Genomic DNA, 25,685 nt, shown 5'->3' on the forward strand with positions numbered 1-25,685 from the left:
TTGGCGCGAATCGGGGATGGGCCGTATCAGGCGGCACCCAGAGAACCTCAGAGGAAAGGAGGGCGACAATGACGAACCATGATCAGCTAAACGCCCTTCGCGGCATCCACGGATAACCCCGCCCGCCCCTGACAAGGGGCAGATTTCCCAAGAGCGGCGCGAGATGCGCCGATGGACTTATGGACAATTTCCTGAGCGATATGCTCACCCGTGCGGTGGGCAGCGATTTCTTTGCCGGTGGTCTGGCGCTGGGCGTCTTCGGGGCCGCCATCGGCGTGTTGCGCATGGTTTACGGACTGGCGCGGGCGCAGGCGCGACGCCGGTGGGCGGTGTCGCTGACGGTCGACAACCGGTCCGATGCCTATCGCCACCTTTACCTGTGGCTGGACCGCAAGGGCGCGTTGCGGCGCATCCGGCAAGTGCAGACCACCGGCGTGACGGCGGGCGGGGCCGAGATCTTTGCCCCGGTCGAGGGGCGGCACTGGTTCTTTCACGGCGGGCGGCTGTGCGCGTTTGAGCGGACGTTGCGCGAAAAGACCCGCGTTGGCGGTGGCGGCGGCCCGATGGAGGTGCTGACCATTACCATGCTGTTTGGACGGACAGAGCGGCTGCGGGCATGGATCGACGAGGGGGCCGCCCTGTGCGCCGTCGAGGACGAGGAGGCCCCGGATCTGTATGTGCTGAAAGGCGATTGGTGGGATCACGTCTGTGACCTGTCGCGGCGTGCGCTGGACACGATTGTGGCCGAGGACGACAGGATCGAACGGCTGCGCGACGATATGGCGTGGTTCTACGACAACGAGGACTGGTATCGCACGCGCGGCGTGCCGTGGCGGCGGGGCTATCTGCTGTTTGGCCCGCCGGGCACCGGCAAATCCAGTGTGATCCGGGCGTTGGCCTCTGACCTTGGCAAGGATCTGGCCAGCGTCAGCCTTGCCAGCGCGGGCCTGAGCGATGAGGACCTGCGCAGCGGGCTGTCCTCTGCTCCCAAAGGCGCGTTCCTTGTGCTGGAGGACATCGACGCGGCCTTTGCCGGGCGGGCAGAGGGTGAGACCAAGACCGGTATCAGCTTTTCCGGTCTGTTGAACGCCATCGACGGGGTGGCGGCGCAGGAGGGGCGGGTGCTGGTGATGACCACCAACCACCCCGACCGGCTGGACCCGGCGCTGATCCGACCGGGCCGCGCCGATCTGCATGTGGAGCTGGGTCCGGTTCCGGCGCGGGTGGCGGCAGAGCTGTTCCTGCGGTTCTTTCCCGGTGAGGAGGCCCATGCGCGCTGCTTTGCCGAGGCGCTGGGCGCGCGGCGCATGGCCCCCGCCGCATTGCAGGGCTGGTTGCTGGCAAACGCACAGGACCCGCAGGCCGCCGCGACCGCGGCGGGCCTGATACATGAGCCAGTGTCGGCCGTGGCCGCCGAGTAACGCCCGGCGGCCACGAATGTCCGGTATCGTGATGGTCAGCGTAGCCGAAGGGCAACTCTTTTGATATCGCACCGATTGAATGTTGCTTGCCCTGTGCATGGCGTGGCAAATGCGTGCGCCCGGCGGTTCGCAGGGATCGCGCAGTCCGGAGAAATGATGACCGCAATGTTCCGTAGCTTTGCCCTGTTTCTGGCACTGGTTCTGATGCCGATGTCCGCCGGAGCGCAAACGCTGGTGTTTTCCACCGTGGAGCGGCCCCCGTTTTCGATGGGCGCGCCGGAGCATGACGGGTTCAGCATCGCGCTGATGCGGATGATTGCCGGGCGGCTGGGCCAGGATGTCGAGTTCGAGACCGCGACAAGTTTCGGCAAGATGCTGGACCGCGTCCGGGACGGTGAAGTTGACGGGGCCATCGCCAATATCTCGATCACCGCCGGGCGTGAGGCGACAATGGATTTCACCCTGCCGATTTTTGAAAGCGGCGTGCAGATTCTGGTCGCCGGCACCGCCGAAAACTCTTTCTGGCAGCAGATTTTCACGCTGGAGGTGGCGGCCTATGTGCTGTTGGCCTTTGCGGTTCTGTTTGGCGGCGGGATGCTGATGTGGGTCTTCGAGCGGCGCGCGCAGCCCTATTTCGAGCGGCCCGCACGGGAATCGATGTTCCCGAATTTCTGGTGGGCGCTGAACCTTGTGGTGAACGGCGGGTTCGAGGAACGCATGCCGCGCTCGGCCTTTGGTCGTGTGCTGGGGGTGGTGATGGTGGTGGCAAGCCTGTTTGGCGTGTCGATCTTTGTGGCGCGGATCACCGCCGCCATGACCGTGACCGCCCTGACCAGCACCATCGATTCGATCAGCGATCTGGACCGGCGGCGGGTGGGCAGCGTGGAAGGATCGACCGCCGCGCTGTTTCTGGAGGGGCGCGAGGTGCGCCACAGCGCCTATCCCGGTTTCGCCGAAATGATCACCGCCTTCGAGGAAGGCGAGGTGGAGGTGCTGGTCTTTGACGGGCCGTTGCTGAAATACTACTTGCTGCGGTCGCCGCACAGCGATGCCTACCTGCTGGACCGGGTGTTCCGGTCTGAGGATTACGGCATTGCCCTGCCGACCGGCAGCCCGCTGCGCGAATCGATCAATCAGGCCATCCTGCAACTGCGCGAATCCGGCGAATACGGTGCGCTGGTGGATGACTGGTTCGAGGAACGCTGATCCGGTCAGCGCAGCAGGGCGGGCGTCATGCCGGGGGTAAGTGGCCCGCCTGTATGTCGCGGCCTGCGGCCGCGGTTTTGGGGTATTTGGACAGAGAAGAAACCCAGGGCCGGTGCGCGTCCCGGCGGTGTGGGGAAGGGACGGGGGGCGGGGCCCCCGTCTGGCCGGTCGGTTGTGGCGGTCAGTCGCGCAGCAGTTCATTGATGCCGGTTTTTGAGCGGGTCCGCGCGTCCACGCGTTTCACGATCACGGCGCAATAGAGGTTGATGCCGTTCTTGGAGGGCATCGAGCCTGCGACGACGACGGAGTAGGGCGGCACCTCGCCGTACATGACGTCGCCGGTTTCGCGGTCGACGATCTTGGTCGACTGGCCGATGAAGACCCCCATGCCCAGCACCGAGCCTTCGCGGACGATGCAGCCCTCGACCACCTCGGAGCGGGCGCCGATGAAGCAGTTGTCCTCGATGATGGTAGGTCCGGCCTGCATCGGTTCCAGAACGCCGCCGATGCCGACGCCGCCGGACAGGTGGACGTTCTTGCCGATCTGGGCGCAGGAGCCGACGGTGGCCCATGTGTCGACCATGGTGCCCTCATCGACATGGGCCCCGAGGTTCACAAACGACGGCATCAGCACCACGCCGGGCGCGATGTAGGCGGATTTGCGCACGATGCAGTTGGGGACGGCGCGGAAACCGGCGGCGCGCCACTGGTTGTCGCCCCAGCCCTTGAACTTGCTGTCGACCTTGTCCCACCAGCCCGCGCCCTGCGGGCCGCCGTCCTGCTGTTCCATGTCCTTGATGCGAAAGCCCAGCAGCACGGCCTTTTTTGCCCACTGGTTGACATGCCATGTGCCGTCGTCGCCGCGTTCGGCCACCCGCAGCTTGCCGCTGTCGAGGGCGTTCAGCGTGTCCTCGATGGCGTCGCGGGCCTCTCCGGTGGTGGTTGGCGTGATCTCGGCGCGGTTTTCCCAGGCGGCCTCGATGGCGGTTTCAAGCTGTGCGTTGGACATGATGCCCTCTCCCCTCGGGTTGTCGGTTGGGGTGGGCTATAGCGGTCCCGCTTCGGGGCGACAATGGTCCGGCGCGTTGGGGCGGCGATTGACAGGGCGCGGCGCGGCGGGGAGGCTGCACACCTGTAGGGTTGATTCGACATTGACGTTTACACGTATTGGTATTTTTCACGGAGGGGACGCCTATGGCGGGCCAGCGCAAGAACATCCTGTTGATCATGACGGATCAGCAGCGGGCCACGGAATTGTTTCGCGAAGAAGAGATACTGGACCTGCCGGCGATGCGGCGGCTGCGCAAGCATGGGCTGAGTTTCCGCAATACGGTGTGCAACAGTTGCATGTGCTCGCCCAGCCGGTCGACCCTGTTTACCGGCACCTATCCGGCCACCCATGGGGTGACGCAGACGCTGAGCTATGGCGGGATCTATGCGGTGGGGCAGCATTCGCTGGACCCGTCGTTGCCGAACATGGGCAATATCTTTGCCAAGGCGGGCTATGACGTGCAGTACCGGGGCAAGTGGCATCTGTCCAAGGCCAAGAACCACCCGGAAAACCCCAATGCGCTGACCGCGGCGGAGGTGGCCTTGTTCGGGTTCAAGGGGTGGGTGCCGCCCGATGCGGGCGAGGATGCCGAGCCAGAGCATTTCGGCGGCGGCTGGCCGGATCAGGACGCGCGCTATATCTCGGAGGCGCGGGCGTGGATCGAGGCGTATCGCGACAGCGGGCGGGACGATCCGTTTCTGATGGTGCTGTCGCTGGTCAATCCGCATGACGTGCTGGCCTACCCGTCGCGCTGGGAATACGGCTATACGGTCAAGGACTTCCACAAGGGCCTGGTCGAACTGCCCGCGACGGTGCACGAGGATCTGCGCACCAACAACAAACCCACCGCACAGGCGCAATTGCTGGCGGTGTCGGCGGCGGGGCTGGGGCCGCTGGAGACCGACGAAAAGCGCGAGAACTATCTGCGCTTCTACGCTCATCTGTGCGAAAAGATCGACAGTCAGATCGACGGGTTGCTGGACCTGTTCTTTGACGGTGACGATCCCAACGACCTGTTCAAGGACACGATCATCATCCGAACTTCGGACCATGGTGAGATGGGGATGAGCCACGGCGGCCTGCGGCAGAAGGCCTATAACGTCTACGAAGAAACGATGCGCGTGCCGATGATCTGGGCGAACCCCGAGCTGTTCGAGACGCCCGCCGTCACCGATGAGCTGTTCTCATTGGTGGACGTGCTGCCGACGCTGGTCGGCTCACAGCTGGGCTGGGCGATGGAGGCCTATACCAAGGGCAGCTTTGCCGGGACCGATTGCAGCGCTTTGCTGGACGATCCCAAGGCGCGGGTGCAGGAAAACGTGTTGTTCACCTTTGACGACATCCGCGCCTCATCGGCCACGCAGGAGGTGGTGGTCCATGCGCCCGATCGCATCCGCTGTGTGCGCGGCAAGCGCTGGAAATACGCCGAGTATTTCAGCGCCGATTCCACTTATGCGCCGCAGTATGAACTGTATGATCTGGACACGCCGGTGCCGGTGCCCGGAACTGGCAAGACGGCGATCGAGTATCACAACCTGTATTACGACAAGGACGGGAAAGAGAACCCGGACCCCGACGTGCAGGATCAGATTGCACGGATGCGCAAGGAATTGCACCGGCAGATGGCCGAAAAGCTGTGGTCCTGAACGCTAGCCCAATGGATCGGGGGCGATGTTGCCGCCGCAGAGCAGCACCGCCACCCGTTCACCGGGGGCGGGCACATAAGCGCCGCTGGTCAGCGCGGCCAGCGCGCAGGCCCCGGCGGGTTCGACCAGCAGGCGGTGCGCTTGCCACAGCAGGCGCTGGGCGTCGGTGATGGCCGCGTCACTGACGGTGATGACCGGCGTGGCCTGCGCCTGCGCAAGGTCAAAGCAGATCTGACCGATGCGGCGTGCGCCCAGTGCGTTGGCGGCCACGCCGGAGACGCTGACATCCACCGGCGCGCCTGCGGTCAGCGCCGCGCCCAGCGTGTTGCAGGCGGCGGGTTCGACCGCGACGATCTTGCGCCCGCCCATGGTCCATGCCAGCGCGCCGCCGATCAGCCCGCCGCCGCCCACGGCAATCAGCACGGTGTCGGCCTCCAGCCCTTGCGCCTCCCATTCGCGCATCAGGGTGCCTTGGCCCGCGACGGTCAGCGGGGCGTCGTAGGCGTGGACCTGCATGGCGGCCTGCTCTTGCTCATAGCGTTTGGCCATGTCCAGCGCGTCGGCATATTCGCCCGGCACCACCGTCAGGTCGGCCCCGGTGCGTTCGATCAGGGCGATCTTGGCCGGGCCTGCGATCTCGGGGACAAAGATGCGCGCCTTGTGACCCAGCCGGTGCGCGGCATAGGCCACCGCCGCGCCGTGATTGCCGCCCGAGGCCGCCACCACCCCGCCTGCGGGCACATCAACGGCACGCAGGGTGTTGAACGCGCCGCGCGCCTTGAAGCTGCCGGTGTGCTGGAGGTGTTCCAGTTTCAGCGCGACGGGACGCTCCCACAGCACGTCCGAGGTCATGACAGGGGTTGTCACGGTGTGGCCACGGGTCCTGTCGGCGGCTTTCTCGATCTCGGCTTTCCAATTCATCGGCGTGTCCTGCGGAAGTGGGGCTGTGGGGCGGCGTGTGTTCGCGGCAACTGGCGCTTCGGAGCGGCAGGCTATAGTTCTGGGGAAAGGCGAACAAGGAGCCGCGACATGAAAGACGACCGCCGCAGCCCGTTGCGCAACGCGCATACGGACCGGGATACCGCGAAGCAGATTCCACAGACCCCTCAGACGCTGTCGCCCAGCTATCGGCTGGCCTTTGCGGACGACGAGTTCCTGTTTCGGGATGAGCTGCGCCCGGTGCGCCTGCAACTGGAACTGCTGAAGTTCGAGATGCTGATGGACGCGCACGGCATCGATTCGACCATCGTGCTGTTTGGCGGGGCGCGTATCCCTGCGCCTGCGGACAAGGACACGGCGCGGACCAAGACGCTGTCCGATCTGTCACGGTTCTACGACGAGGCGCGGGAATTCGCCCGGCTGATGACGGTCAAGTCCAAGGCGAGCGGCAACCGCGAGTTTGTGATTGTGACCGGCGGCGGGCCGGGTGTCATGGAGGCGGGCAACCGCGGTGCCCATGATGAGGGCGGCAAGTCGGTCGGGTTGAACATCGTGCTGCCGCACGAGCAGGCCCCGAACCCCTATGTGACGCCGGAACTTGCGTTTAACTTTCACTATTTCGCCATCCGCAAGATGCATTTTCTGATGCGCGCGCGGGCGATCTGCGTGTTTCCGGGCGGGTTCGGCACGCTGGATGAGTTGTTCGAGACATTGACCCTGATCCAGACGGGACGGATGCAGCGGGTGCCGCTGCTGCTGTTCGGGCGCGAATTCTGGGAAAAGATCATCAACTGGGACGCGCTGGCGGATGCGGGCACGATCAGCCCCGAGGATCTGGACCTGTTCCGCTACGTCGAAAGCGCGGCAGAGGCGGCGGATCTGGTCGAGAACTGGGGGCCTGCGGTTGCGCGGACCGATTTGCCGGACCGCTGAGCGCTGAGGGGAGAGGCGAATTTTCGGCGAAAATTCGTCTCGGCCAGTTGGGTCAGTTTGACTGGGCCGCTTCGTCCAGTTCTGCCTGTTCGACCCAGCGTGAGATCACCGCGCGGGCCGCGCCCTCATCATGGGTCTCGATCGCCTGCCGCAGGTCCTTGAGCGCCGTGGCCATCTCAAACTCTGACAGAAAGCTTTCCTGCGCGCGCAAGATCTTGGTGTGGGGCGTGGTCAGCATGTCGGGGGAAATCAGCAGTTCTTCGTGCAGTTTCTCACCGGGGCGCAAACCTGTGATCTGAATTTCGATCTCGCCATTGGGGGTGTCGTCGTCGCGCACCGCAAAGCCCGCGCCCTCGATCATCTGGCGCGCCAGTTTGCGGATCGGCACCGGGTCGCCCATGTCGAGCACAAAGACATCGCCGCCACGGGCAAAGGAGCCAGCCAACAGCACCAGCCGCGCCGCCTCGGAGATGGTCATGAAATAGCGGGTGACCTGCGGGTCCGTCAGCGTGACCGGGCCGCCGCGCAGGATCTGTTCCTCAAACAGCGGAATGACAGAGCCGGACGACCCCAGCACATTGCCGAACCGCACCATCGAGAACCGGGTGCCGGGGGTGCGCGCGGCAAGGTCCTGAATCACCAGCTCGGCCAGCCGCTTTGATGCGCCCATGACGTTGGTCGGGCGCACCGCCTTGTCGGTCGAGACAAGGATGAACCGGTCCACCCCGGCGGAGCGCGCGGAATCGGCAAGGATCTTGGTGCCCAGCACGTTGTTGCGCAGGCCGGAGAGCACGTTGGTTTCGACCAGCGGCAGGTGTTTGTAGGCGGCGGCGTGCAGCACAACGTCGATGTCGTTTGCAACCAGCACGTCGCGCATCAGGCGTTCGTCCAGCACCGACCCCAGCACCGGCACGATGTGCAGCCCGTCGCCGATGTCGCGCAGTTCCTTGTCGATGTTGTACAGCGCCAGTTCCGAGTGATCGACCAGCACGACGCAGTCGGGCTTGCACGCGATCAACTGGCGGCAAAGCTCAGACCCGATGGAGCCGCCCGCGCCGGACACAAGGATGCGGCGGCCGGAATAGACGTGGCTGACGCCGGGCAGTTCGCTTTCCAGACGGCTGCGGCCCAGCAGGTCCTGAATCGAGACGGGGGTGACCTGTTTGCGGATTTCCCCCTCACCCACCATGGCGGCGAAGGACGGCAGGGCGTGGACCTCACAGCCGATGTGGCGCAGCTTGTGTGCGATGCGCGCCAGCGCGGGTTGGCTGATCGAGGGCATGGCCAGCACGACGCGGTCGACGTCCTTTTCCAGCACCAGCTTTTTGAGGCTGGAGGGCGCGTGGACGCGCAGGCCCGACACGATCAGGCTTTGCAGGGTCGGGTTGTCGTCGATGAAGGCCACCGGCAGGATCGCGTCGTCATGGCGCAGCGCCGCGACAAGCTGTTGGCCGGTCTGTCCGGCACCGTAGATCAGCACGCGCATCCGGTCCTTGCCGTGACGGTAGATGTTCAGCGTGACCTGCCGCAGGATGATCCGCCACGAGGCGGAGACCACCAGCAAGAGCAGCGCGAAGATCACAAAGGCGCCGACCGGCAGTCCGATCCCCATGACCATATTCAGGGCAAGCCCCAACACCCCCAGAAGCGCGGCATAGGTCGCGGTGCGGATCACGCCGCGCATTTCGTAGGCATTCAGCGTGATGCGTGTCAGCCCCAGCCACCAGCCCGCGCCGACCGCGGTGCCGGTCAGCAGGATCACCATCGGCAGGATCGCCAGCAGGGCGGTTCTGTCCGTGGTGCCCGGCGCCAACAGCGCCAGCGCCGCGATCATGGTAAGGGGAACCACCGTGGCATCCATCAGGATGAAAAGCATCTGCTTTTGCGTCCGGGACAACGCCATCACGAGTTTGTAGAACATTCTGCCTTGTCCCTCGCAGATACTATGCGGGAGCTTGTCCGCAGGAAAACGAAACGTCACCGGTTTTGCGCGAAACCAGACCGTTTGCCCCTTTGGATTGCTCCGCTTAATCATGTCTTAGGTTACTCAACCGCAAGCAGGCAAGCCGCTTATTTCTGCGGTTGCGAGTACCGGCGGATTATCACCGGGGCAAGATGCCAAAATTTAGGGCGGATTTGAGCGTGAACTGCGCGGTTTGCCCGCTGAAGTGGCTGCGCCGAAACGAATGGGGGCTTTCGTCCATGCTGCGCCTGCGATATGAACCGCGCCATTCCGCTGGCTGCGCGATCCGCGTGTGGGTGGCGGCGCAACCCCTAAGGAGGGCCATATGGGCTACCGTATTGTCGTCGTTGGTGCCACGGGTAACGTGGGCCGCGAGATGCTCAACATCCTCGCCGAACGGGCATTCCCCGTCGACGAGATCGCCGTACTCGCCTCGCGCAAATCGCTGGGCACAGAGGTGAGCTTTGGCGACAAGACCCTCAAGACCAAAGACCTTGCTACCTTTGATTTCACCGGCTGGGACATGGCGTTGTTTGCCGTCGGCTCTGGCCCGACCAAGGAATTCGCGCCCAAGGCCGCCGCGGCGGGCTGTGTGGTGATCGACAACTCGTCGCTCTATCGCTACGACCCGGACGTTCCGCTGATCGTTCCGGAAGTGAACGCCGATGCGGTCATGGGCTACACCAAGAAGAACATCATCGCGAACCCCAACTGTTCGACCGCGCAGATGGTTGTCGCGCTGAAGCCGCTGCACGACCGCGCCCGGATCAAGCGCGTCGTCGTGTCGACCTATCAGTCGGTGTCCGGCGCGGGCAAAGAGGGCATGGACGAACTGTGGGAGCAGACCAAAGCGGTCTACAACCCGACCAAAGACGTGCCGCCGTCGAAGTTCACCAAGGAAATCGCCTTTAACGTGATTCCGCACATCGACGTCTTTCTGGAAGACGGCTCTACCAAGGAAGAGTGGAAGATGGTGGCGGAGACGAAAAAGATCGTCGACCCCAAGATCAAGGTCACGGCGACCTGCGTGCGGGTGCCGGTCTTTGTCGGCCACTCCGAGGCGATCAACATCGAGTTCGAGGACCATCTGGACGAGGACGAGGCGCGCGACATCCTGCGCGAGGCCCCCGGCGTCATGGTGATCGACAAGCGTGAGGACGGTGGCTACGTCACCCCCAAGGAATGCGTCGGCGATTTCGCCACCTTCATCAGCCGCATCCGGCAGGACAGCACCATCGACAACGGTCTGAACCTGTGGTGCGTCAGCGACAACCTGCGCAAGGGCGCGGCGCTGAACGCGGTGCAGATCGCCGAAGTGCTGGGCCAGAAGGCGCTGAAAAAGGGCTGATTGCCCGCATCCGCGCGGCACAGCGGCGCGACGTGAGAAAACCCTGCAACAGGCCCGTGTCCCCCGGCGCGGGCCTGTTGTCGTTTTTGGCGGGGCGCCAAGAGGCCGCGCGGGGCCCTGTCCCGGCTGACCGCGCGCGCGGTTAAGGGTCTTTTACCGCTTTACGGGAAATCCTTACCAAGGGCGCGGGGCTGCCGCAGTTTTGCCGCATTTGCGTGCCACGCTTGAAAAATCGGTAAGGAGGCGGCGATGCTTCATGCTGCAATTTCCCGGGCCAATTGGCCAAATGTTCCCAAAACGTCGGGCCTTCCAAGGCCGCTCGATAGCGAGGCGCTTGCGCTGTTGCGGCTGTTCCTGTCGCCGATCCTTGAAGGGGCCAAAAGCTGGCAAACCCTGTCCGAGCAATTGGCGTGTAAGGGGTTTCGGGTGACCTTTCGGCTGGGTCATATGGTGATCCTGAACGATTCCGGCGAAGGGCTGTGTACCGGCAGCGATCTGGGCGTGCCGCTGGCCCGGTTGGCGGAACGCATCGGGCGTCCCCGCGTGCGGGCGCACCGCGAGGGGCAGGCCGGTGAGCTTGCCTCGACGGTGTGGCAGAGGCAGGCCCAGGGCTGACCCCGGCCTGCCGTGTTTTCCATTAGCCTGAATTTTTGTCAGACCGGGCCAAATGTCCCGGTTTTGCCGTCCAGCATGTGCAATCCACCCTCACCGATGTCGACCCAGAGGCCGTGCAGGCTGAGTTGGCCGGATTCGACCGCCTCGCGCACAAAGGGGAAGGTCATGAGGTTGCGCAACGACACGGACACCGCCTCTTTTTCCAGCGCGTGCGGCATGTCCGCGTGGCCCTTCACCGCCTCATAACCGGGGCGCAGGATGTCCATCCAGCGGCCCACAAAAGAGGCGGTTTCCTCCAGTTCGGGCGCGCGGCCTTCGCACATGTCGAGACAGCCCTGCACGCCGCCGCAGTTGGAATGGCCGAGCACGATCAGATGCGCCACCTTCAGCGCCATGACCGCATATTCCACCGCCGCCGAGGTGCCGTGGTGCTGGCCGTCGGGCTCATAGACCGGGACAAGGTTGGCAATGTTGCGGTGAATAAAGAATTCGCCTTGGTCCGCGCCAAAGATCGAGGTGACATGCACGCGGGAATCACAGCACGAAATCACCATGGCGCGCGGGCGCTGGCCCTCGGTCGCAAGGCGGCGATACCAGGCGCTGTTTTCGGCGTGCGTCGTTGCTTTCCAGCCATGGTAGCGTTGCGTCAGAAAGCCGGGCAAGGGGCGAGCGAATTCCATCTAAGTCTCCGGTCGTCAGGTTGGGTTGCCCCAAGTACGACGAATTCAGAGGAAATTCGAGCGAAAACACCACTCTGGGATAACCTTTTGGGAACCCACCCGGTTCATGTTGCCCCAGCGTGGGAGCACATGAATGGGGTGAAACGTGATAGAGGTTACGTATCTGGCACCGGCCGAACGTCCAGCGATGGACACGGCCCAGATAGAGACGCTGTGTACCGATCTGGGACGGAATGCCGCCGAAGGGGTGGTCTGCCGCGCGATGGAGGAATTGGCCCAGCGGATGTGCCAGTTGCAGGCGCAGGCACAGACGGGGCCGCGTGAGGATATGCACAAGGGATTGCGGGCACTTGCGGCCATCGCGGACCAGATCGGCCTGTGTTCGCTCAGCATGGTGGCGCATGACGTGGCCGCCTGCATTGAAATGGGCGACGCGGTGGCGGAGGCGGCGACATTGGCGCGTCTGGCGCGCATCGGCGAACGCTCGCTCACGGCGCTATGGGACATCAATGAGTTCTCTGTCTGAGCCGGGCCGGCAGGGCGGGCGGTGAAATCCGCTTGCGGCGGGACGTGCAGGCAATACGGTAAAGGCACCTTGTCAATGGAGCCTTCATGTCCGCCAGTTTCGCCGCCCCCGACGCACCCGCCCTGCCGCTGCATCTGATCGACCCCGACGGGCTGGAAGCCTGGCTGGACGGGCAGGACGCGCGGGTGCGCGCCTGGGTCAAGGCCAGCGGGTTCACCGGCGCGCTGAACACAGCGCTGATGCTGCCCGGTGCGGATGGCACGCCCGAGGCGGCACTTGCGGGCTATGGCACCGCGACGCAGCGCGCGCGCCAGCGGTTTGTGCTGGCCGGGGCGCTGCCGGGGCTGGCGCCGGGGACGTACCGGATTGCCTCTGGCCTGCCGGACGACTGCGCCGGGACTGAGTCGCTGGGCTGGTTGCTGGCAGGCTATCGGTTCACCCGCTACGTCGCCGACAGTGCGGTGACCAGGCAACTGGTCGCGCCCGAAGGCGTGGACGCGCCGCGGATCGAGGTTCTGGCCGCGGCCGAGGCGCTGACCCGCGATCTGGTGAACACGCCCGCCTCGGACATGGGCCCCGTGGCGCTGGAGGCGGCGGCGCGCGCGCTGGCCTCGACGCACGGCGCGTCGATCGAGGTGATCACCGGCGAGGCCCTGCTGGACCGGAACTTTCCCATGATCCACGCGGTCGGGCGCGCGGCCGAACAGGCCCCGCGCCTGATCGACCTGCGCTGGGGCGACACCGGCCCGATGCTGACGCTGGTCGGCAAGGGGGTCTGCTTCGACACCGGCGGGCTGAACCTGAAGCCGGGGGCCTCCATGGGGCTGATGAAAAAGGACATGGGCGGGGCGGCGAACACGCTGGGTCTGGCGCAGATGATCATGGCGCTGGGTTTGCCGGTACGGTTGCGGCTGCTGATCCCGGCCGTGGAAAACAGCGTTGCGGGCAACAGCTTCCGCCCCGGCGACATCCTGACCTCGCGCAAGGGTCTGACGGTCGAGATCAACAACACCGACGCCGAGGGGCGGCTGGTGCTGGCCGATGCGCTGGCCTATGCCGATGAGGAAAAGCCGGATCTGATGATCTCGATGGCGACGCTGACGGGGGCCGCGCGGGTGGCGGTCGGCCCCGACCTTGCGCCCTTCTACACCGATGCCGAGGATTTTGCCGCCGCGCTGACACAGGCCGCGCCCGGTGCGGCTGATCCGGTCTGGCGTATGCCGTTTCATGACCCCTACGAGCCGATGATAGAGCCGGGGATTGCCGATCTGGACAACGCGCCCTCGGGCGGATTTGCCGGGTCGATCACCGCCGCGCTGTTCCTGCGCCGCTTCACCGGGCAGGCCGCGCGATACGCGCATTTCGACATCTATGCATGGCAACCCGCCGCCGCTCCGGGTCGCTCCAAAGGCGGTCTGATGCAGGGGCCGCGCGCGATCGTTGCAGCGTTGCCAAAGATGCTGGGGCTATGATGGACCGCCGCCTGACAGCCTTCAATGGCCGGGTGGCCCATGTCTCGCTGCGCGGGCAGGTCGCGGCAGACCGCTTTGTCGAAGGTGAGCGGTACAGGGTCGTTTGCCCAGTCGCCGACATGTTGGCGAAACCGGACGGCGGACGCGACCGGCAATTGCTGCGCGGAGAGGGGGTTCGCGTGTTGGATCTGCAAGACAGCATGGCGTTCGGATTCGCGGAACAGGACGGCTATGTCGGCTGGATGGCGGCGGCGGCCTTGATCGCCACGCCGGACGCGGCAGAAACGCATCGCGTGAGCGCGGCGCAAAGCTACGGAAAATCCACGCCGGGTCTCAAGGCGATGGGGCGGATCACCCCCCTGTCTCTGGGGACGAAACTGACGGTTCTCGACGTGGTGGACGGCTGGGCGCGCGCCGACTGGTCACGCGGCACGGCTCCACAGGACATATTTGTGCCCAGCCAGCATCTTGCGCCCATTGACACGCAGGACAGTGACCCGGTCGCCGTGGCAGAGCGGCTGGTCGGCTCCCCGTATCTGTGGGGCGGGGACAGCAGCTTTGGCATCGATTGTTCCGGGCTGGTGCAGATCGCGATGCATGCCTGCGGGCAGACCTGCCCGCGCGACAGCGACATGCAAGAGGCGCTGGGCAGGGCGCTGCCCCCCGGCACGCCGCCACAGCGCGGCGACCTGTTGTTCTGGAAAGGCCATGTGGCCTGGGTCGCGGACCCTGACACCATCCTGCACGCCAACGCACACGCCATGGCGGTGGCCTATGAGCCGATCAATCAGGCCGTGGCCCGTATTGAAAAACAAGGGGACGGGCCGGTCATCCGCCACGCGCGCCTGTCTTCTTCTTTGTGAAAATATCCCCGGGGAGCGCGAGGGGCTGGCCCCTCGCACCCGCAACCGCAGGAGCAAGCCTTGTCTGATCCGTTCTTTCACCCGGTTTCCGGGTTCGATCTGCCGCGTTTTGCCGGCGTGCCGACCTTTATGCGCCTGCCCTATGTTCCTGCGGATCATCCCCGGTTCAAAGATGTGCAGGTGGGGCTGATCGGGGTGCCTTGGGACAGCGGCACCACCAACCGCCCCGGTCCGCGACATGGCCCGCGCCAGTTGCGCGATGCCTCGACCATGATTCGCGCGCAACATGCGGTCAGCGGGATGCGCCCCTTCGAGACGGTCAATTGCGCCGATCTGGGCGATGTCGGGCCGAACCCGGCGGATATTCAGGACAGTATGGCGCGCATCACCGCGTTTTATGCGCAGGTCGTCGCGGCGGGCATCCGTCCGCTGACGGCGGGCGGCGATCACCTGACCTCGCTGCCGGTGCTGCGGGCGCTGGCCAAGGACGGGCCGCTGGGGATGATCCACTTTGACAGCCACACGGACCTGTTTCACAGCTATTTCGGCGGCACCATGTACACCCACGGCACCCCCTTCCGCCGCGCGGTGGAAGAGGGGCTGCTGGACCCGAAACGGGTGATCCAGATCGGCATTCGCGGCACCATGTACGACACCGAGGATCGCGATTTCGCCGCCGCCAATGGCATCCGCATCGTGACGATCGAAGAGTTCTTTGAACGCGGGATCACCGACGTAATGCAGGAGGCGCGCGCCATCGTGGGCGCTGCGCCGACCTATGTCAGCTATGACATCGACTTTGTCGATCCGACCTTTGCGCCCGGCACCGGCACGCCGGAGGTGGGCGGGCCGAACAGCTATCAGGCCTTGCAGGTGTGCCGCGCATTGACCGGGCTGAACATCGTCGGGGCAGATCTGGTCGAGGTGTCGCCGCCCTTCGACCAAAGCGGCACCACCGCCTTTCTTGGCGTGTCGATCATGTTCGAGATGCTTTGCGCGATGCTGTCCCCGGTTGACGGTTGACGCGGACACAGGGCTTACTTCTGGGGCGATTTTTCGTCGAAAAATCGTCTCTCACTGCACCGAGCGGATCAGCTTGCGTTCCAGCACACGCAGCACGGCGCGCAGGTCGTGCCCGCGTTTGAGCACCTGACCCTCCATGCCGAAAATCGCGTACTCGCCCTGTTTGCTGCGCAGTTTGGGGCGTTTCTCAATCCGGTACAGCGGGTTTTCGGCGGTGCGGCGAAAGATGGAAAACACCGCCACCTCGCGCAGCGAAGAGATGCCGTAGTCGCGCCATTCACCGGCGGCCACCATACGTCCGTAAAGCGAAAGGATCACGTTGAGCTCGGCCCGCTGAAAGGCTGTCACCTCTGGCGCGGACCCCTGACCGGGAAAGGGCGTCAAGCTGTTCATGACCTCAGAGTTGCGCTCTTCGGCCCATAAATCAAGGGGGTAGAGGAGGGGTTTCAATTTACTTGACCGCGCGGTCGGTTTTAGGCAGTGTCGCGCCATCGAGGGAGGAGCGCCATGACACCGCAGGAACGCGCCACACGCGCGGCAGAGGCCATGTGGGCCGGTGACGCCGCAAGCCAGCAGATGGGCATGCGCATCGAAGAGATCGCGCCCGGTCGCGCCGTCCTGTCGATGGAGGTGCAGCCGCATCACCTGAACGGGCACAAGATCTGTCACGGCGGTTTCATCTTTACCCTTGCCGACAGCGCCTTTGCCTTTGCCTGTAACAGCTACAACCGCCTGACCGTCGCGCAGGAAAACCAGATCACCTTTCTGGCCCCCGGCCAGCCCGGCGAACGGCTGACCGCAACGGCGCAGGAACAGGCGCTGACCGGGCGGTCCGGCGTTTATGACGTGACCGTGACCGGCGGCGACGGGCGCAAGGTGGCGCTGATGCGCGGCCTGTCGCGCACCGTGAAGGGCCAGCTGTTCCCCGAAGACGAATCGACCCTGCAAGACGGCGCCTGACGCGCCCGCCGTTCCCATCCCGGAGGAGACCCGATGGAAGACCTCACCCCGTCCAAGCACAGCCTCGATGCAATCGAGATCGCCTCGCGCGATGAAATTTCTGCCCTTCAGCTGGATCGCCTGAAATGGTCGCTGCGCCACGCCTATGACAATGTCGCGCATTATCGCAACAGCTTTGACGCGGCGGGGGTGCATCCGGACGATCTGACCAGCCTCGCGGATCTGGCGAAGTTTCCGTTTACGGTGAAATCCGATCTGCGCGCGACTTATCCGTTTGGCATGTTTGCCGTCCCGCGCGATCAGGTGCGGCGCATTCATGCCTCATCCGGGACCACCGGGCAGCCGACGGTTGTGGGGTATACCGCCAATGATCTGGACAGTTGGGGCACGGTTGTCGCGCGGTCGCTGCGCGCGGCGGGACTAAAGCCCGGCGATGTGCTGCACAACGCCTATGGGTATGGGCTGTTCACCGGCGGCATGGGCATTCATCTGGGCGCGGACAAGCTGGGTCTGGCGACGGTGCCGATTTCTGGCGGGATGACACAGCGGCAGGTGCGGCTGATCGAGGATTTCGGCGCCACCGGGATCACCGTCACGCCGTCCTATTCGCTGTCGATCATTGATGAATACGCCGCGCAGGGTCTGGACCCGCGCAAATCGCCTCTGAAGGTCGGGATCTTCGGGGCGGAGCCGTGGACCAACGCCATGCGGCTGGAAATCGAAGACGCCTTTGATATGCACGCGGTCGACATCTACGGCCTGTCCGAGGTGATGGGGCCGGGCGTTGCCAGCGAATGCGTCGAGACCAAAGATGGCCTGCACATCTGGGAAGACCATTTCTACCCTGAGATCATTCACCCCGAGACCGGAGAGGTGCTGCCGGACGGCGAGTTGGGCGAACTGGTCTTTACCTCGCTGACCAAAGAGGCGTTTCCGGTGATCCGCTACCGCACGCGCGATCTGACCCGGCTGTTGCCGGGGACGGCGCGCACGATGCGGCGGATGGAAAAAGTGACAGGCCGGTCGGATGACATGATCATCCTGCGTGGCGTCAACGTCTTCCCGACCCAGATCGAGGAACAGCTGATGACGGTGCGCGAACTGGCCCCACATTTCCAGCTGGAGTTGAACCGCGTCGGTCACAAGGATGAAATGCGCGTCAAGGTCGAGACATTGCCCGACACGGTTGAACTGGGCGATCAGGCGGGCCGCGATCTGGCGGCGCGGGTCAAACAGGTGGTCGGTGTCTCGGTCAAGGTGGACGTGGCCGCGCCGGGTGGCGTGGAACGCAGTCAGGGCAAGGCGGTGCGGATCGTCGACAACCGCCCCAAGGAATAAGGGGTCGGCGCCCCGCGGACCGGGGCGCCGATACTCTGGTTCAGCGGAACTCTTCGGAGACGGACATGCGGGCCTTTTCCAGCAATTCGGCCTCGTCCCAGCCGGTCAGGCGCGCCAGCGCGCGCGCCTCATCCAACACGCGGGCGCGGGTGCGCAGGACATAGTCCTTGCCCGCCTCGCAGGTGGTTTCCCCGGTGTAGGGGTGGTTCATCACATAGCGGCCCTGAAAGTTCTGCCGGTCTTCGGTGGCGCGAAAGAACACGTCTTCGGCCATCTGGTCGCCCTCATAGCGGGCATGCAGCCGGGTGACATAGACGTTCTGGCCGGACAGCGGCCCGGTGCCGGTCTCTTCGGGCAGCCAGTCGACCCCCAGTTCCGCCAGTTGCGCATTGGTCAGCGGATCGGCGGCGCAGGGGTCACACCATGCCATGTCCCATGCGTATTCGACCACGATGCCGCCCTCATCCGGGGCGGCCTGCGCAAAGAGCGCGCGGTAGAAATCACCAAATTCGTCTTCGACAAACAGCGGGACATCCATGTTGCTGGGCAGTTGGACGGGGACATAATTCGTCGGCACCACACGGCCGGTGCGCGACAGCATGAAGAACAGCGCATCCTGCGGGCCGTCGGCGTTCAGCTTGCCCAGTTGGATCGGCAGCATGAAATCCTTGGAAGTGAATTCGATCTGAAGCGGCGGCAATTCCTTGGTGTCGGCGGCCTCATGCCGTTCAAGGTTCACACCGGCGACAAAGAATTTCATCCCGCCGTCGATGTACTGTTGCAGCGTCGCCTCTCCGCCCTCGGGCATGTTGTAGCCCTCTCCGGTCAGGAAAGTGACCAGACCGTCGGATTGTTCAGCGCCAAGGATCAGGATGTCATAGGTGCCGACGGCGTATTCCGCCTCGATCGTGACGCCCAGCGCGCGGGCGCGGACGGCCAGCGGCGGCGCTGCCTCGTTCACGACGGCGGTCATGGCGATCATCGGCAGGGGGACGGGGGCGCAAGGGTCGCGGTCGTGGTATTCGACAAGGCGCGGCGCGGTGTAATCGTCCAGATGTTTGACGGTTTCCGCCTCGACGGTGCGGATCTGGTCGCGCAGCAGCACGCGGGGCGTGGGCACGATCAGGGCAAAGTCCTTCGGCTCACCGCGATAGTCCGAGGACATGGTGATCACGGACCGGTCGCCGTCGCGGACAAAGACCACCTTGGAGCTTTCGTTGAACAGCGATCCATCCGCCTTGGCGACGTAAAAGCCGCAAAAGGCCTGCGCCGAGGCGGCAAGGGTTGAGAACAATAGGGCAAGAAAAATGCGAGTCATGAAGACCTCCGGGAAGGGCATAGGACCACAGCCTAACACAAGAGCCGCGTTCGATAAGGGATTCGCTGATGGCGCGCCGGGGCGGGCGGTTTGTTTCCGATGCGCGTCGCGCGCGGGGCGCTGTCGCTGAAATCCGACGCAATGGGCCCGAAATCCGACGTGAATCCGACTTGCCGCCGACGGGACCGTGGCGTAGATGCGTCCGTGGGACACCCCTCCCCAACGAGGGGCATCTATCTGGAAGGTTAGCAGATATGACCATGACTGCACCGGCAACGCGGCCGGCTAATCCGCGTTTTTCCTCTGGCCCCTGCGCCAAGATCCCCACATTCACGCTTGAAAAGCTGGCGGATGCCGCCCTTGGCCGCTCGCACCGTGCGAAGATCGGCAAGGACAAGCTGAAGGCCGCGATCGAAGAGACGCGCGCCCTGCTGAACATTCCCGCCGACTACCGGATTGGCATTGTGCCTGCCTCGGACACCGGTGCCGTCGAGATGGCGATGTGGTCGCTGCTGGGCGCACGCAAGGCGACGATGGTCGCTTGGGAAAGCTTTGGAGCGGGCTGGGTCACGGATGTGGTCAAGCAGTTGAAGATCGACGCCGAGGTGAAGACCGCCGACTATGGTCAGATCGTCGATATGGCGGCGCTGGATTACAACACCGACGTTGTGTTCACATGGAACGGCACCACCTCCGGCGTGCGGATGCCGTCGGGCGACGCGATCCGGGCAGACCGCGAAGGTCTGACCATCTGCGACGCGACCTCTGCCGCTTTTGCGATGGATCTGCCGTGGGACAAGCTGGATGTGACCACCTTCTCCTGGCAGAAGGTGCTGGGCGGTGAAGCGGCGCATGGCATGCTGATCCTGAGCCCCCGTGCCGTCGAGCGGCTGGAAAGCTACACCCCCGCATGGCCGCTGCCCAAGATTTTCCGCCTGACCAAGGGCGGCAAGCTGATCGAGGGTATCTTTGTTGGTGAGACGATCAACACGCCGTCGATGCTGGCGGTCGAGGATTACCTTGTGGCGCTGGACTGGGCGCGCTCTGTCGGTGGCCTGAAGGGGCTGATCGCGCGGGCCGATGCCAATGCGAAAGCCATCTGGGATTTCTGCGCGGCGCGCGACTGGATCGACAACCTTGCCGTCGATGCGGCGACACGGTCGAACACCTCTGTCTGCCTGAAGTTCACCGATGCGCGCATCACCGACGGTCCGGTCTTTGCCAAGGCTGTGGCCAAGCGGCTGGAGGCCGAAGGCGTGGCGCTGGACGTTGGCGCCTATCGTGACGCGCCCGCCGGTCTGCGGATCTGGTGCGGCGGCACGGTTGAAACCTCGGACGTCGAGGCGATGCTGCCGTGGCTGGAATACGCCTTCCACGCCGAGATCGAGGCGCTGTCGCAAGCGGCCTGACACCACATGCTCCGGGCCTGACCCGGAGCCTCTTTCCCATCCTTCCAGCAGGAGGCCCCGGATCAGGTCCGGGGCGCGTAGCACATGACCGCACCCAAGGTTCTCATTTCCGACAAACTCTCTGACGCCGCCGTTCAGATCTTTCGCGATCGCGGCATCGACGTGGATTTCCTGCCCGACGTGGGCAAGGACAAGGACAAGCTGGCCGAGATCATCGGTCAGTATGATGGCCTTGCCATCCGTTCGGCCACCAAGGTGACGCCGACGATCCTTGAGGCTGCCACAAACCTCAAGGTCGTGGGCCGCGCCGGGATTGGCACGGACAACGTCGACAAGGAAGCCGCAAGCAAGAAGGGCGTGATCGTGATGAACACGCCCTTCGGCAACATGATCACCACCGCCGAACACGCCATCGCGATGATGTTCGCCGTGGCGCGCCAGATCCCCGAGGCCAGCGCCTCGACCCACGCCGGTAAGTGGGAAAAGTCCAAGTTCATGGGCGTGGAACTGACCGGCAAGACGCTGGGCGTGATCGGTGCGGGCAACATCGGCGGCATCGTCTGTGACCGCGCGCGCGGTCTGAAAATGAAGGTCGTGGCCTATGACCCCTTCCTGAGCGAGGAAAAGGCCAAGCAGATGCAGGTCGAAAAGGTCGACGATCTGGACGTGCTGTTGAAGCGTGCAGATTTCATCACCCTGCACGTGCCGCTGACCGACCAGACCCGCAACATCCTGTCCAAGGAAAACCTTGCCAAGACCAAAAAGGGTGTGCGGATCATCAACTGTGCCCGTGGCGGTCTGGTGGATGAGGTTGCGCTGGCCGAGTTGATCAAGTCCGGTCATGTGGCTGGCGCAGGCTTTGACGTCTTTGCCGAGGAGCCGGCCAAGGAGAACCCGCTGTTCGGTCTGCCGAACGTGGTCTGCACCCCGCATCTTGGTGCGTCGACCTCGGAGGCGCAGGAAAACGTGGCGCTGCAAGTGGCCGAGCAGATGGCCGATTACCTGATGACCGGTGCCGTGCAGAACGCGCTGAACATGCCGTCGGTGACCGCCGAAGAGGCCAAGGTCATGGGCCCGTGGATCAAGCTGTCAGAGCATCTGGGGGCCTTTATCGGCCAGATGACCGATGAGCCGATCAAGGCGATCAACATCCTTTACGATGGTGAGGCCGCGACGATGAACCTTGAGGCGCTGAACTGCGCCGCCATCGCGGGTATCATGAAGCCGATCAGCTCTGACGTGAACATGGTCTCTGCGCCGATCATCGCCAAAGAGCGCGGCATCAAGATCTCGACCACCAATCAGGCGCAATCCGGCGCGTTTGAGGGCTATATCAAGGTGACGGTTGTGACCGGCAAGCGGGAGCGGTCCATCGCGGGCACGGTGTTCAGCGACGGCAAGCCACGTTTTATCCAGATCAAGGGCATCAACATCGACGCCGAGGTCGGCGCGCATATGCTGTACACCACCAACAACGATGAACCCGGCATCATCGGCGCGCTGGGTCAGACCATGGGCCGCAACGGCGTGAACATCGCGAACTTTACTCTTGGTCGTAAGGACGCGGGCGGTGAGGCCATCGCGCTGCTGTATGTCGATGAGCCGGTCCCGGCCGAGGCGCGGGCGCAACTGGCCGAAACCGGTCTGTTCAACCAGATCAAGCCGCTGCAATTCGACGTGGCCTGAGCCTGACGCATCCTGTCGGGTGTGTATCAACCCTCCTCCGTGCAAGCGGGGGAGGGTTTTTCTTTGCGCCGGTCAGCCCTGTGCGGCGTATTCGGAGATCAACTCCTCGAACCGGTCCATCGGCGGCCACTCGGTATAGCTGTGCCGCACAGGGACATCGACCCAAGGCAGTTTGGCGCTGGTCATGGTCTCGATGAAGGGCGCGAACCACGATGTGTCGTCGAACATGGTCGGGCGGACATTCACGAAGGTGTCGACCCCGGTGATGCGGGTGAACATCCATGTCATGCAATGCGGACACCCCATGTGATCCTGGTCGGGGCCATGGGTGCCGCATTCGACGGGTTCACCTTTCGTGACCTCCAGCGCACCGGCGGGCACCATCGCGGTCAGGGAAAAGGCGCTGGAGGACATTTTCTGACAGCCGCGGCAATGGCAGGCGGCGGTCATCAGCGGCGGTGCGGTGATGCGGATATGGACGCGGCCACAACGGCACGACCCGTTGAGGGGTAGGGAAGGCGCAGGCATGTGAGGCTCCTTGGCGGTCTGATGCCGCCAACCTAGGCCCGGTGCTGCACGCGATCCAGTGGCGTTGCGCCGGTTGCCCGGAATAACGGCACTGGCGGCAACGGGCGGCAGCCGGGCGGCGGCGCGGTATGGCCGCGCGGCGGGGATCATGCTAGGCGGCAGGCATGACGGACACGATCTACGCCATCGGCGACATTCACGGCCAGTTGGCCATGCTGGAAGACGCGCTGACCCGCATCGAGCGGGACAGCGGCGGCGGCGCGCGCATCGTCTTTCTGGGCGACTATGTCGACCGGGGGCCGGAGTCGCGCGGGGTGATAGACCTGCTGCGGGCCGGGCTGGCCGAGGGGAACAACTGGATCTGCCTGAAAGGCAACCATGACCGGTTGTTCGAATGGTTCGTGGCCCCGCCAGAGCCGCGTCAGGATTCGCATCTGCTGGTGGGGTATCACTGGTTTCATGAACGGATCGGCGGGCTGGAAACGGCGCAGTCCTACGGTGTCGATGTGCCGGAACGAATCCGCCAGAAAGAACTGGCCGCCGAGTTTCGCGCGGCGCTGCCCGAGGGGCATCTGGAGTTCCTGCAAAACCTGCAACTGTCCCACCGCGAAATGGGAAAGTTCTTTGTCCATGCGGGGGTGCGCCCCGGCGTGCCACTGGTCGATCAGGATGAGGACGACCTGCTGTGGATACGGCAGGAATTCCTCAAGGACACGCGCGACCACGGCGCGCTGATCGTGCATGGGCATACGCCGGTCGATGCGCCGGACCTGAAGCCCAACCGGCTTAATCTGGACACCGGGGCGGGCTATGGCCGCCCGATGTCCATCGCCGTTTTTGAAGCGGATGAGATTTTTGCCCTGGAGGCCTCAGGCCGCGTCCGTCTCTGAGGGTTTCGGGGCGGACGTCTGCGGTTTGGCAAGCGCCTGCCATGCGTCGTACTGCGACAGGAACACCCGGCCTGTCAGTTCATCCAGAAAATGCGACCGTTGCAAGCGGTCCATCACCGGACCCTTGACCTCTGACAGGTGCATCTTGATGCCCATTTCCGACAGGCGTCGGTTCAATTCCTCTAGGGTTTCCAGCGCGCTCATGTCGACCTCGTTCACCGCAGGGAACATCAGCACAACCTGTTCTATCGGTTCATCGCAGGCGACGCGGCCCAGCACGTAATCCTCAAGGAACCGGGCATTGGCGAAATACAGGCTTTCGTCGACGCGCAGGGTGATCAGGTGCGGCCGGGTGTCAACCTTGTGGCGGTTGATGTTGCGGAAATGCTGGGTGCCGGGAACAAGGCCGACCTCGGCCACATGCGGGCGCGATGTCTTGTACAGATGCAGCCCGATAGAGATCAGCACCCCCGCCGACACACCCAGTTCAACGCCAAAGACCAACGTCAGGGCGATGGTGGCAAAGACGGCGGCGAAATCGACCTTTGAATAGCCCCATGTCTTTTTCAGGATCGAGAAATCGACAAGGCCCAGAACCGCGACGATGATCGTGGCGGCCAGCGTGGCCTTGGGCAGGAAGAACAGCAGCGGGGTCAGCAACAGCGCGGCAAAGGCGATGCCGATGGCGGTAAAGGCCCCCGCCGCCGGGGTCTCGGCACCGGCGTCGAAGTTCACGACCGACCGGGCAAAACCGCCGGTGACCGGATAGCCGCCCGACACGGCGGCGGCGACGTTCGACGCGCCTAGGCCGATGAGTTCCTGATCGGGCAGGATGCGCTGGCGCTTTTTGGCGGCCAGTGTCTGGGCGACGGACACGGATTCGACAAAGCCGATGATCGAGATCAGCACAGCCGACAGGAACAACTGGTTCCACAGGTCCGGCGACAGCGACGGCATGGTCAGCGGCGGCAGGCCGGTGGGCACCTCGCCCACAATCTTGACGCCCGCGTTTTGCAGACCGAACAGCCATGTAACCAGCGTTGTGACAGCCACGGCAGCGACCGGCCCGGCCTTGGCCAGCACGTCCGCAAGGCGCGGTTTCAGGCCCGCAGCCAGCAGGCGCGGCTTTAGCCCCTTGCGGACCCAGAACAGAAAGGCCGTCGCGCTAGTGCCAATCACGAGGGTGATGAGGCTGGTCTGCGACAGGTTCTCGAACAGCGAGCCGATGACCATGATCAGCGTGTGACCATGCGCCTCGATCCCGAAGATATGTTTCAGCTGCGCGGCGGCGATCAGTACGCCCGATGCGGTGATGAACCCGGCAATCACCGGATGTGACAGGAAGTTGGCCAGAAAGCCCAGCCTTAGCACCCCCAGCACCAGCAGCAGCACACCAGAGATAAAGGCCAGTGTCCCGGCGGCCAGCGCGATCTGGGCCGGGTCCGACAGGCCAAGGTTGCCGATGGCGGCGGCGGTCATCAGCGAGACGACCGCCACCGGGCCAACCGCCAGCGCGCGGCTGGTGCCAAAGATCGCATAGGCCACCAGCGGCAGGATCGACGCATAAAGCCCCATCTCGGCGGGCAGCCCGGCCAGCAGCGCATAGGCCAGCGACTGCGGGATCAGCATGATGGTGACAATCACGGCGGCAAGGATGTCGGACGAGGCGGTGTCGCGGGTGTACGCTTTTGCCCATGTCAGGATGGGCAGGTACTGCGTAAGGGTCTGGGCCGAAATGCGGGGCATGGCGTATCCTGGATCAGGCTCGGGGAGGGCCCCCGAGTCGCGGTTGAGCGCTTTATATATTCACAAATCGGAATTTGAAAGACCCGTTTCCACGCAGACCCGGCCGCCGCCATCTCATTGGATC

General features: G+C 64.3%; 23 protein-coding genes. 15 read left to right on the top strand and 8 right to left on the bottom strand.

Translation table 11 applies throughout. The features are described 5' to 3' along the window. Positions 1-179 precede the first annotated feature (179 nt). Together ACN0S5_RS14130 and ACN0S5_RS14135 are read left to right on the top strand one after the other, a co-directional pair. A complete protein-coding gene (locus ACN0S5_RS14130; protein WP_417209278.1) occupies positions 180-1,421 on the top strand; it encodes an AAA family ATPase in 1,242 nt (413 codons plus the stop codon). Positions 1,422-1,586: 165 nt separating this feature from the next. Continuing rightward, positions 1,587-2,627 (top strand): transporter substrate-binding domain-containing protein, encoded by a 1,041-nt coding sequence (locus ACN0S5_RS14135; RefSeq protein WP_417209280.1) that lies wholly within the window; start codon positions 1,587-1,589, stop codon positions 2,625-2,627. A 181-nt stretch (positions 2,628-2,808) separates the two neighbouring features. Here the strand turns inward: ACN0S5_RS14135 and dapD are convergent, their stop codons facing one another. After that, positions 2,809-3,636 carry a 2,3,4,5-tetrahydropyridine-2,6-dicarboxylate N-succinyltransferase gene (gene dapD, locus ACN0S5_RS14140; protein ID WP_417209282.1) on the bottom strand — a complete coding sequence of 276 codons (828 nt, stop codon included), beginning with the start codon at positions 3,634-3,636 and terminating at the stop codon, positions 2,809-2,811. Positions 3,637-3,821: 185 nt separating this feature from the next. Between dapD and ACN0S5_RS14145 the strand changes: the two genes are divergently transcribed. Continuing rightward, positions 3,822-5,324 (top strand): sulfatase-like hydrolase/transferase, encoded by a 1,503-nt coding sequence (locus ACN0S5_RS14145; protein WP_417209284.1) that lies wholly within the window; start codon positions 3,822-3,824, stop codon positions 5,322-5,324. Between the two features lie 3 nt (positions 5,325-5,327). On the opposite strand, the gene ACN0S5_RS14150 is transcribed toward ACN0S5_RS14145, so the two are convergent. Next, positions 5,328-6,245, bottom strand: a complete 918-nt coding sequence (locus tag ACN0S5_RS14150; RefSeq protein WP_417209288.1) for a threonine/serine dehydratase — start codon at positions 6,243-6,245, stop codon at positions 5,328-5,330. A 108-nt stretch (positions 6,246-6,353) separates the two neighbouring features. Here ACN0S5_RS14150 and ACN0S5_RS14155 point away from each other — a divergent pair, with 108 nt between their 5' ends. Continuing rightward, positions 6,354-7,196 carry an LOG family protein gene (locus ACN0S5_RS14155; protein WP_417209290.1) on the top strand — a complete coding sequence of 281 codons (843 nt, stop codon included), beginning with the start codon at positions 6,354-6,356 and terminating at the stop codon, positions 7,194-7,196. Positions 7,197-7,248: 52 nt separating this feature from the next. Here the strand turns inward: ACN0S5_RS14155 and ACN0S5_RS14160 are convergent, their stop codons facing one another. Next, positions 7,249-9,117, bottom strand: a complete 1,869-nt coding sequence (locus tag ACN0S5_RS14160) for a polysaccharide biosynthesis protein (protein WP_417209292.1) — start codon at positions 9,115-9,117, stop codon at positions 7,249-7,251. Between the two features lie 367 nt (positions 9,118-9,484). On the opposite strand from ACN0S5_RS14160, the gene ACN0S5_RS14165 reads away from it, so the two are divergent. Both ACN0S5_RS14165 and ACN0S5_RS14170 read left to right on the top strand, forming a co-directional pair. Beyond that, entirely contained in the window at positions 9,485-10,507 is a 1,023-nt protein-coding gene (locus ACN0S5_RS14165) for an aspartate-semialdehyde dehydrogenase (protein ID WP_417209294.1), read from the top strand. A 249-nt stretch (positions 10,508-10,756) separates the two neighbouring features. Then, positions 10,757-11,122, top strand: a complete 366-nt coding sequence (locus ACN0S5_RS14170; RefSeq protein WP_417209296.1) for a hypothetical protein — start codon at positions 10,757-10,759, stop codon at positions 11,120-11,122. Between the two features lie 38 nt (positions 11,123-11,160). Here the strand turns inward: ACN0S5_RS14170 and ACN0S5_RS14175 are convergent, their stop codons facing one another. Beyond that, positions 11,161-11,802 (bottom strand): carbonic anhydrase, encoded by a 642-nt coding sequence (locus tag ACN0S5_RS14175; RefSeq protein WP_417209297.1) that lies wholly within the window; start codon positions 11,800-11,802, stop codon positions 11,161-11,163. A 145-nt stretch (positions 11,803-11,947) separates the two neighbouring features. On the opposite strand from ACN0S5_RS14175, the gene ACN0S5_RS14180 reads away from it, so the two are divergent. The 4 genes from ACN0S5_RS14180 (at position 11,948) to speB (ending at position 15,686) form a co-directional block, all read left to right on the top strand. Then, positions 11,948-12,328 (top strand): hypothetical protein, encoded by a 381-nt coding sequence (locus tag ACN0S5_RS14180; protein WP_417209298.1) that lies wholly within the window; start codon positions 11,948-11,950, stop codon positions 12,326-12,328. A gap of 86 nt (positions 12,329-12,414) precedes the next feature. Next, entirely contained in the window at positions 12,415-13,800 is a 1,386-nt protein-coding gene (locus ACN0S5_RS14185) for a leucyl aminopeptidase family protein (RefSeq protein ID WP_417209300.1), read from the top strand. After that, positions 13,797-14,663: a C40 family peptidase gene (locus ACN0S5_RS14190; protein ID WP_417209302.1), complete on the top strand. Its 867-nt coding sequence runs from the start codon at positions 13,797-13,799 to the stop codon at positions 14,661-14,663. The genes ACN0S5_RS14185 and ACN0S5_RS14190 overlap by 4 nt, the downstream gene beginning before the upstream one ends. 60 nt (positions 14,664-14,723) lie before the next feature. Further along, positions 14,724-15,686 (top strand): agmatinase, encoded by a 963-nt coding sequence (gene speB / locus ACN0S5_RS14195; protein ID WP_417209303.1) that lies wholly within the window; start codon positions 14,724-14,726, stop codon positions 15,684-15,686. Between the two features lie 51 nt (positions 15,687-15,737). On the opposite strand, the gene ACN0S5_RS14200 is transcribed toward speB, so the two are convergent. Further along, positions 15,738-16,079 carry a DUF2794 domain-containing protein gene (locus tag ACN0S5_RS14200; RefSeq protein ID WP_417209305.1) on the bottom strand — a complete coding sequence of 114 codons (342 nt, stop codon included), beginning with the start codon at positions 16,077-16,079 and terminating at the stop codon, positions 15,738-15,740. Between the two features lie 114 nt (positions 16,080-16,193). Here ACN0S5_RS14200 and paaI point away from each other — a divergent pair, with 114 nt between their 5' ends. Both paaI and paaK read left to right on the top strand, forming a co-directional pair. After that, positions 16,194-16,646, top strand: a complete 453-nt coding sequence (gene paaI, locus ACN0S5_RS14205) for a hydroxyphenylacetyl-CoA thioesterase PaaI (protein ID WP_417209306.1) — start codon at positions 16,194-16,196, stop codon at positions 16,644-16,646. Positions 16,647-16,679: 33 nt separating this feature from the next. Next, positions 16,680-17,984 carry a phenylacetate--CoA ligase PaaK gene (gene paaK, locus ACN0S5_RS14210; RefSeq protein ID WP_417209307.1) on the top strand — a complete coding sequence of 435 codons (1,305 nt, stop codon included), beginning with the start codon at positions 16,680-16,682 and terminating at the stop codon, positions 17,982-17,984. A 40-nt stretch (positions 17,985-18,024) separates the two neighbouring features. Here the strand turns inward: paaK and ACN0S5_RS14215 are convergent, their stop codons facing one another. After that, entirely contained in the window at positions 18,025-19,302 is a 1,278-nt protein-coding gene (locus ACN0S5_RS14215; protein ID WP_417209308.1) for a DUF2330 domain-containing protein, read from the bottom strand. 254 nt (positions 19,303-19,556) lie between these two features. Between ACN0S5_RS14215 and ACN0S5_RS14220 the strand changes: the two genes are divergently transcribed. Then, entirely contained in the window at positions 19,557-20,711 is a 1,155-nt protein-coding gene (locus ACN0S5_RS14220) for a phosphoserine transaminase (RefSeq protein ID WP_417209309.1), read from the top strand. An 84-nt stretch (positions 20,712-20,795) separates the two neighbouring features. Next, positions 20,796-22,397, top strand: a complete 1,602-nt coding sequence (gene serA / locus ACN0S5_RS14225; RefSeq protein ID WP_417209310.1) for a phosphoglycerate dehydrogenase — start codon at positions 20,796-20,798, stop codon at positions 22,395-22,397. A gap of 72 nt (positions 22,398-22,469) precedes the next feature. Here serA and ACN0S5_RS14230 read toward each other — a convergent pair whose 3' ends face one another. Next, positions 22,470-22,925, bottom strand: coding sequence for a GFA family protein (locus ACN0S5_RS14230; protein ID WP_417209311.1), 456 nt, complete (start codon positions 22,923-22,925; stop codon positions 22,470-22,472). 164 nt (positions 22,926-23,089) lie between these two features. Between ACN0S5_RS14230 and ACN0S5_RS14235 the strand changes: the two genes are divergently transcribed. After that, on the top strand, positions 23,090-23,815 hold the full coding sequence (locus ACN0S5_RS14235) for a metallophosphoesterase family protein (protein WP_417209312.1): 726 nt from the start codon (positions 23,090-23,092) through the stop codon (positions 23,813-23,815). Here ACN0S5_RS14235 and ACN0S5_RS14240 read toward each other — a convergent pair. After that, a complete protein-coding gene (locus tag ACN0S5_RS14240) occupies positions 23,795-25,561 on the bottom strand; it encodes a SulP family inorganic anion transporter (protein ID WP_417209313.1) in 1,767 nt (588 codons plus the stop codon). The genes ACN0S5_RS14235 and ACN0S5_RS14240 overlap by 21 nt on opposite strands. Positions 25,562-25,685: the final 124 nt, after the last annotated feature.

Origin of the sequence: Antarctobacter sp. (genome assembly GCF_048262615.1) — a bacterium.
Lineage (GTDB): Bacteria > Pseudomonadota > Alphaproteobacteria > Rhodobacterales > Rhodobacteraceae > Antarctobacter.

Bases quoted from the DNA above. Each gene is read 5' to 3' on its own strand.
- ACN0S5_RS14130 (WP_417209278.1), top strand. From the start codon at position 180: ATGGACAATTTCCTGAGCGATATGCTCACCCGTGCGGTGGGCAGCGAT.
- ACN0S5_RS14135 (WP_417209280.1), top strand. From the start codon at position 1,587: ATGTTCCGTAGCTTTGCCCTGTTTCTGGCACTGGTTCTGATGCCGATG.
- dapD (WP_417209282.1), bottom strand. From the start codon at position 3,636: ATGTCCAACGCACAGCTTGAAACCGCCATCGAGGCCGCCTGGGAAAAC.
- ACN0S5_RS14145 (WP_417209284.1), top strand. From the start codon at position 3,822: ATGGCGGGCCAGCGCAAGAACATCCTGTTGATCATGACGGATCAGCAG.
- ACN0S5_RS14150 (WP_417209288.1), bottom strand. From the start codon at position 6,245: ATGAATTGGAAAGCCGAGATCGAGAAAGCCGCCGACAGGACCCGTGGC.
- ACN0S5_RS14155 (WP_417209290.1), top strand. From the start codon at position 6,354: ATGAAAGACGACCGCCGCAGCCCGTTGCGCAACGCGCATACGGACCGG.
- ACN0S5_RS14160 (WP_417209292.1), bottom strand. From the start codon at position 9,117: ATGTTCTACAAACTCGTGATGGCGTTGTCCCGGACGCAAAAGCAGATG.
- ACN0S5_RS14165 (WP_417209294.1), top strand. From the start codon at position 9,485: ATGGGCTACCGTATTGTCGTCGTTGGTGCCACGGGTAACGTGGGCCGC.
- ACN0S5_RS14170 (WP_417209296.1), top strand. From the start codon at position 10,757: ATGCTTCATGCTGCAATTTCCCGGGCCAATTGGCCAAATGTTCCCAAA.
- ACN0S5_RS14175 (WP_417209297.1), bottom strand. From the start codon at position 11,802: ATGGAATTCGCTCGCCCCTTGCCCGGCTTTCTGACGCAACGCTACCAT.
- ACN0S5_RS14185 (WP_417209300.1), top strand. From the start codon at position 12,415: ATGTCCGCCAGTTTCGCCGCCCCCGACGCACCCGCCCTGCCGCTGCAT.
- ACN0S5_RS14190 (WP_417209302.1), top strand. From the start codon at position 13,797: ATGATGGACCGCCGCCTGACAGCCTTCAATGGCCGGGTGGCCCATGTC.
- ACN0S5_RS14200 (WP_417209305.1), bottom strand. From the start codon at position 16,079: ATGAACAGCTTGACGCCCTTTCCCGGTCAGGGGTCCGCGCCAGAGGTG.
- paaI (WP_417209306.1), top strand. From the start codon at position 16,194: ATGACACCGCAGGAACGCGCCACACGCGCGGCAGAGGCCATGTGGGCC.
- paaK (WP_417209307.1), top strand. From the start codon at position 16,680: ATGGAAGACCTCACCCCGTCCAAGCACAGCCTCGATGCAATCGAGATC.
- ACN0S5_RS14215 (WP_417209308.1), bottom strand. From the start codon at position 19,302: ATGACTCGCATTTTTCTTGCCCTATTGTTCTCAACCCTTGCCGCCTCG.
- ACN0S5_RS14220 (WP_417209309.1), top strand. From the start codon at position 19,557: ATGACCATGACTGCACCGGCAACGCGGCCGGCTAATCCGCGTTTTTCC.
- serA (WP_417209310.1), top strand. From the start codon at position 20,796: ATGACCGCACCCAAGGTTCTCATTTCCGACAAACTCTCTGACGCCGCC.
- ACN0S5_RS14230 (WP_417209311.1), bottom strand. From the start codon at position 22,925: ATGCCTGCGCCTTCCCTACCCCTCAACGGGTCGTGCCGTTGTGGCCGC.
- ACN0S5_RS14235 (WP_417209312.1), top strand. From the start codon at position 23,090: ATGACGGACACGATCTACGCCATCGGCGACATTCACGGCCAGTTGGCC.
- ACN0S5_RS14240 (WP_417209313.1), bottom strand. From the start codon at position 25,561: ATGCCCCGCATTTCGGCCCAGACCCTTACGCAGTACCTGCCCATCCTG.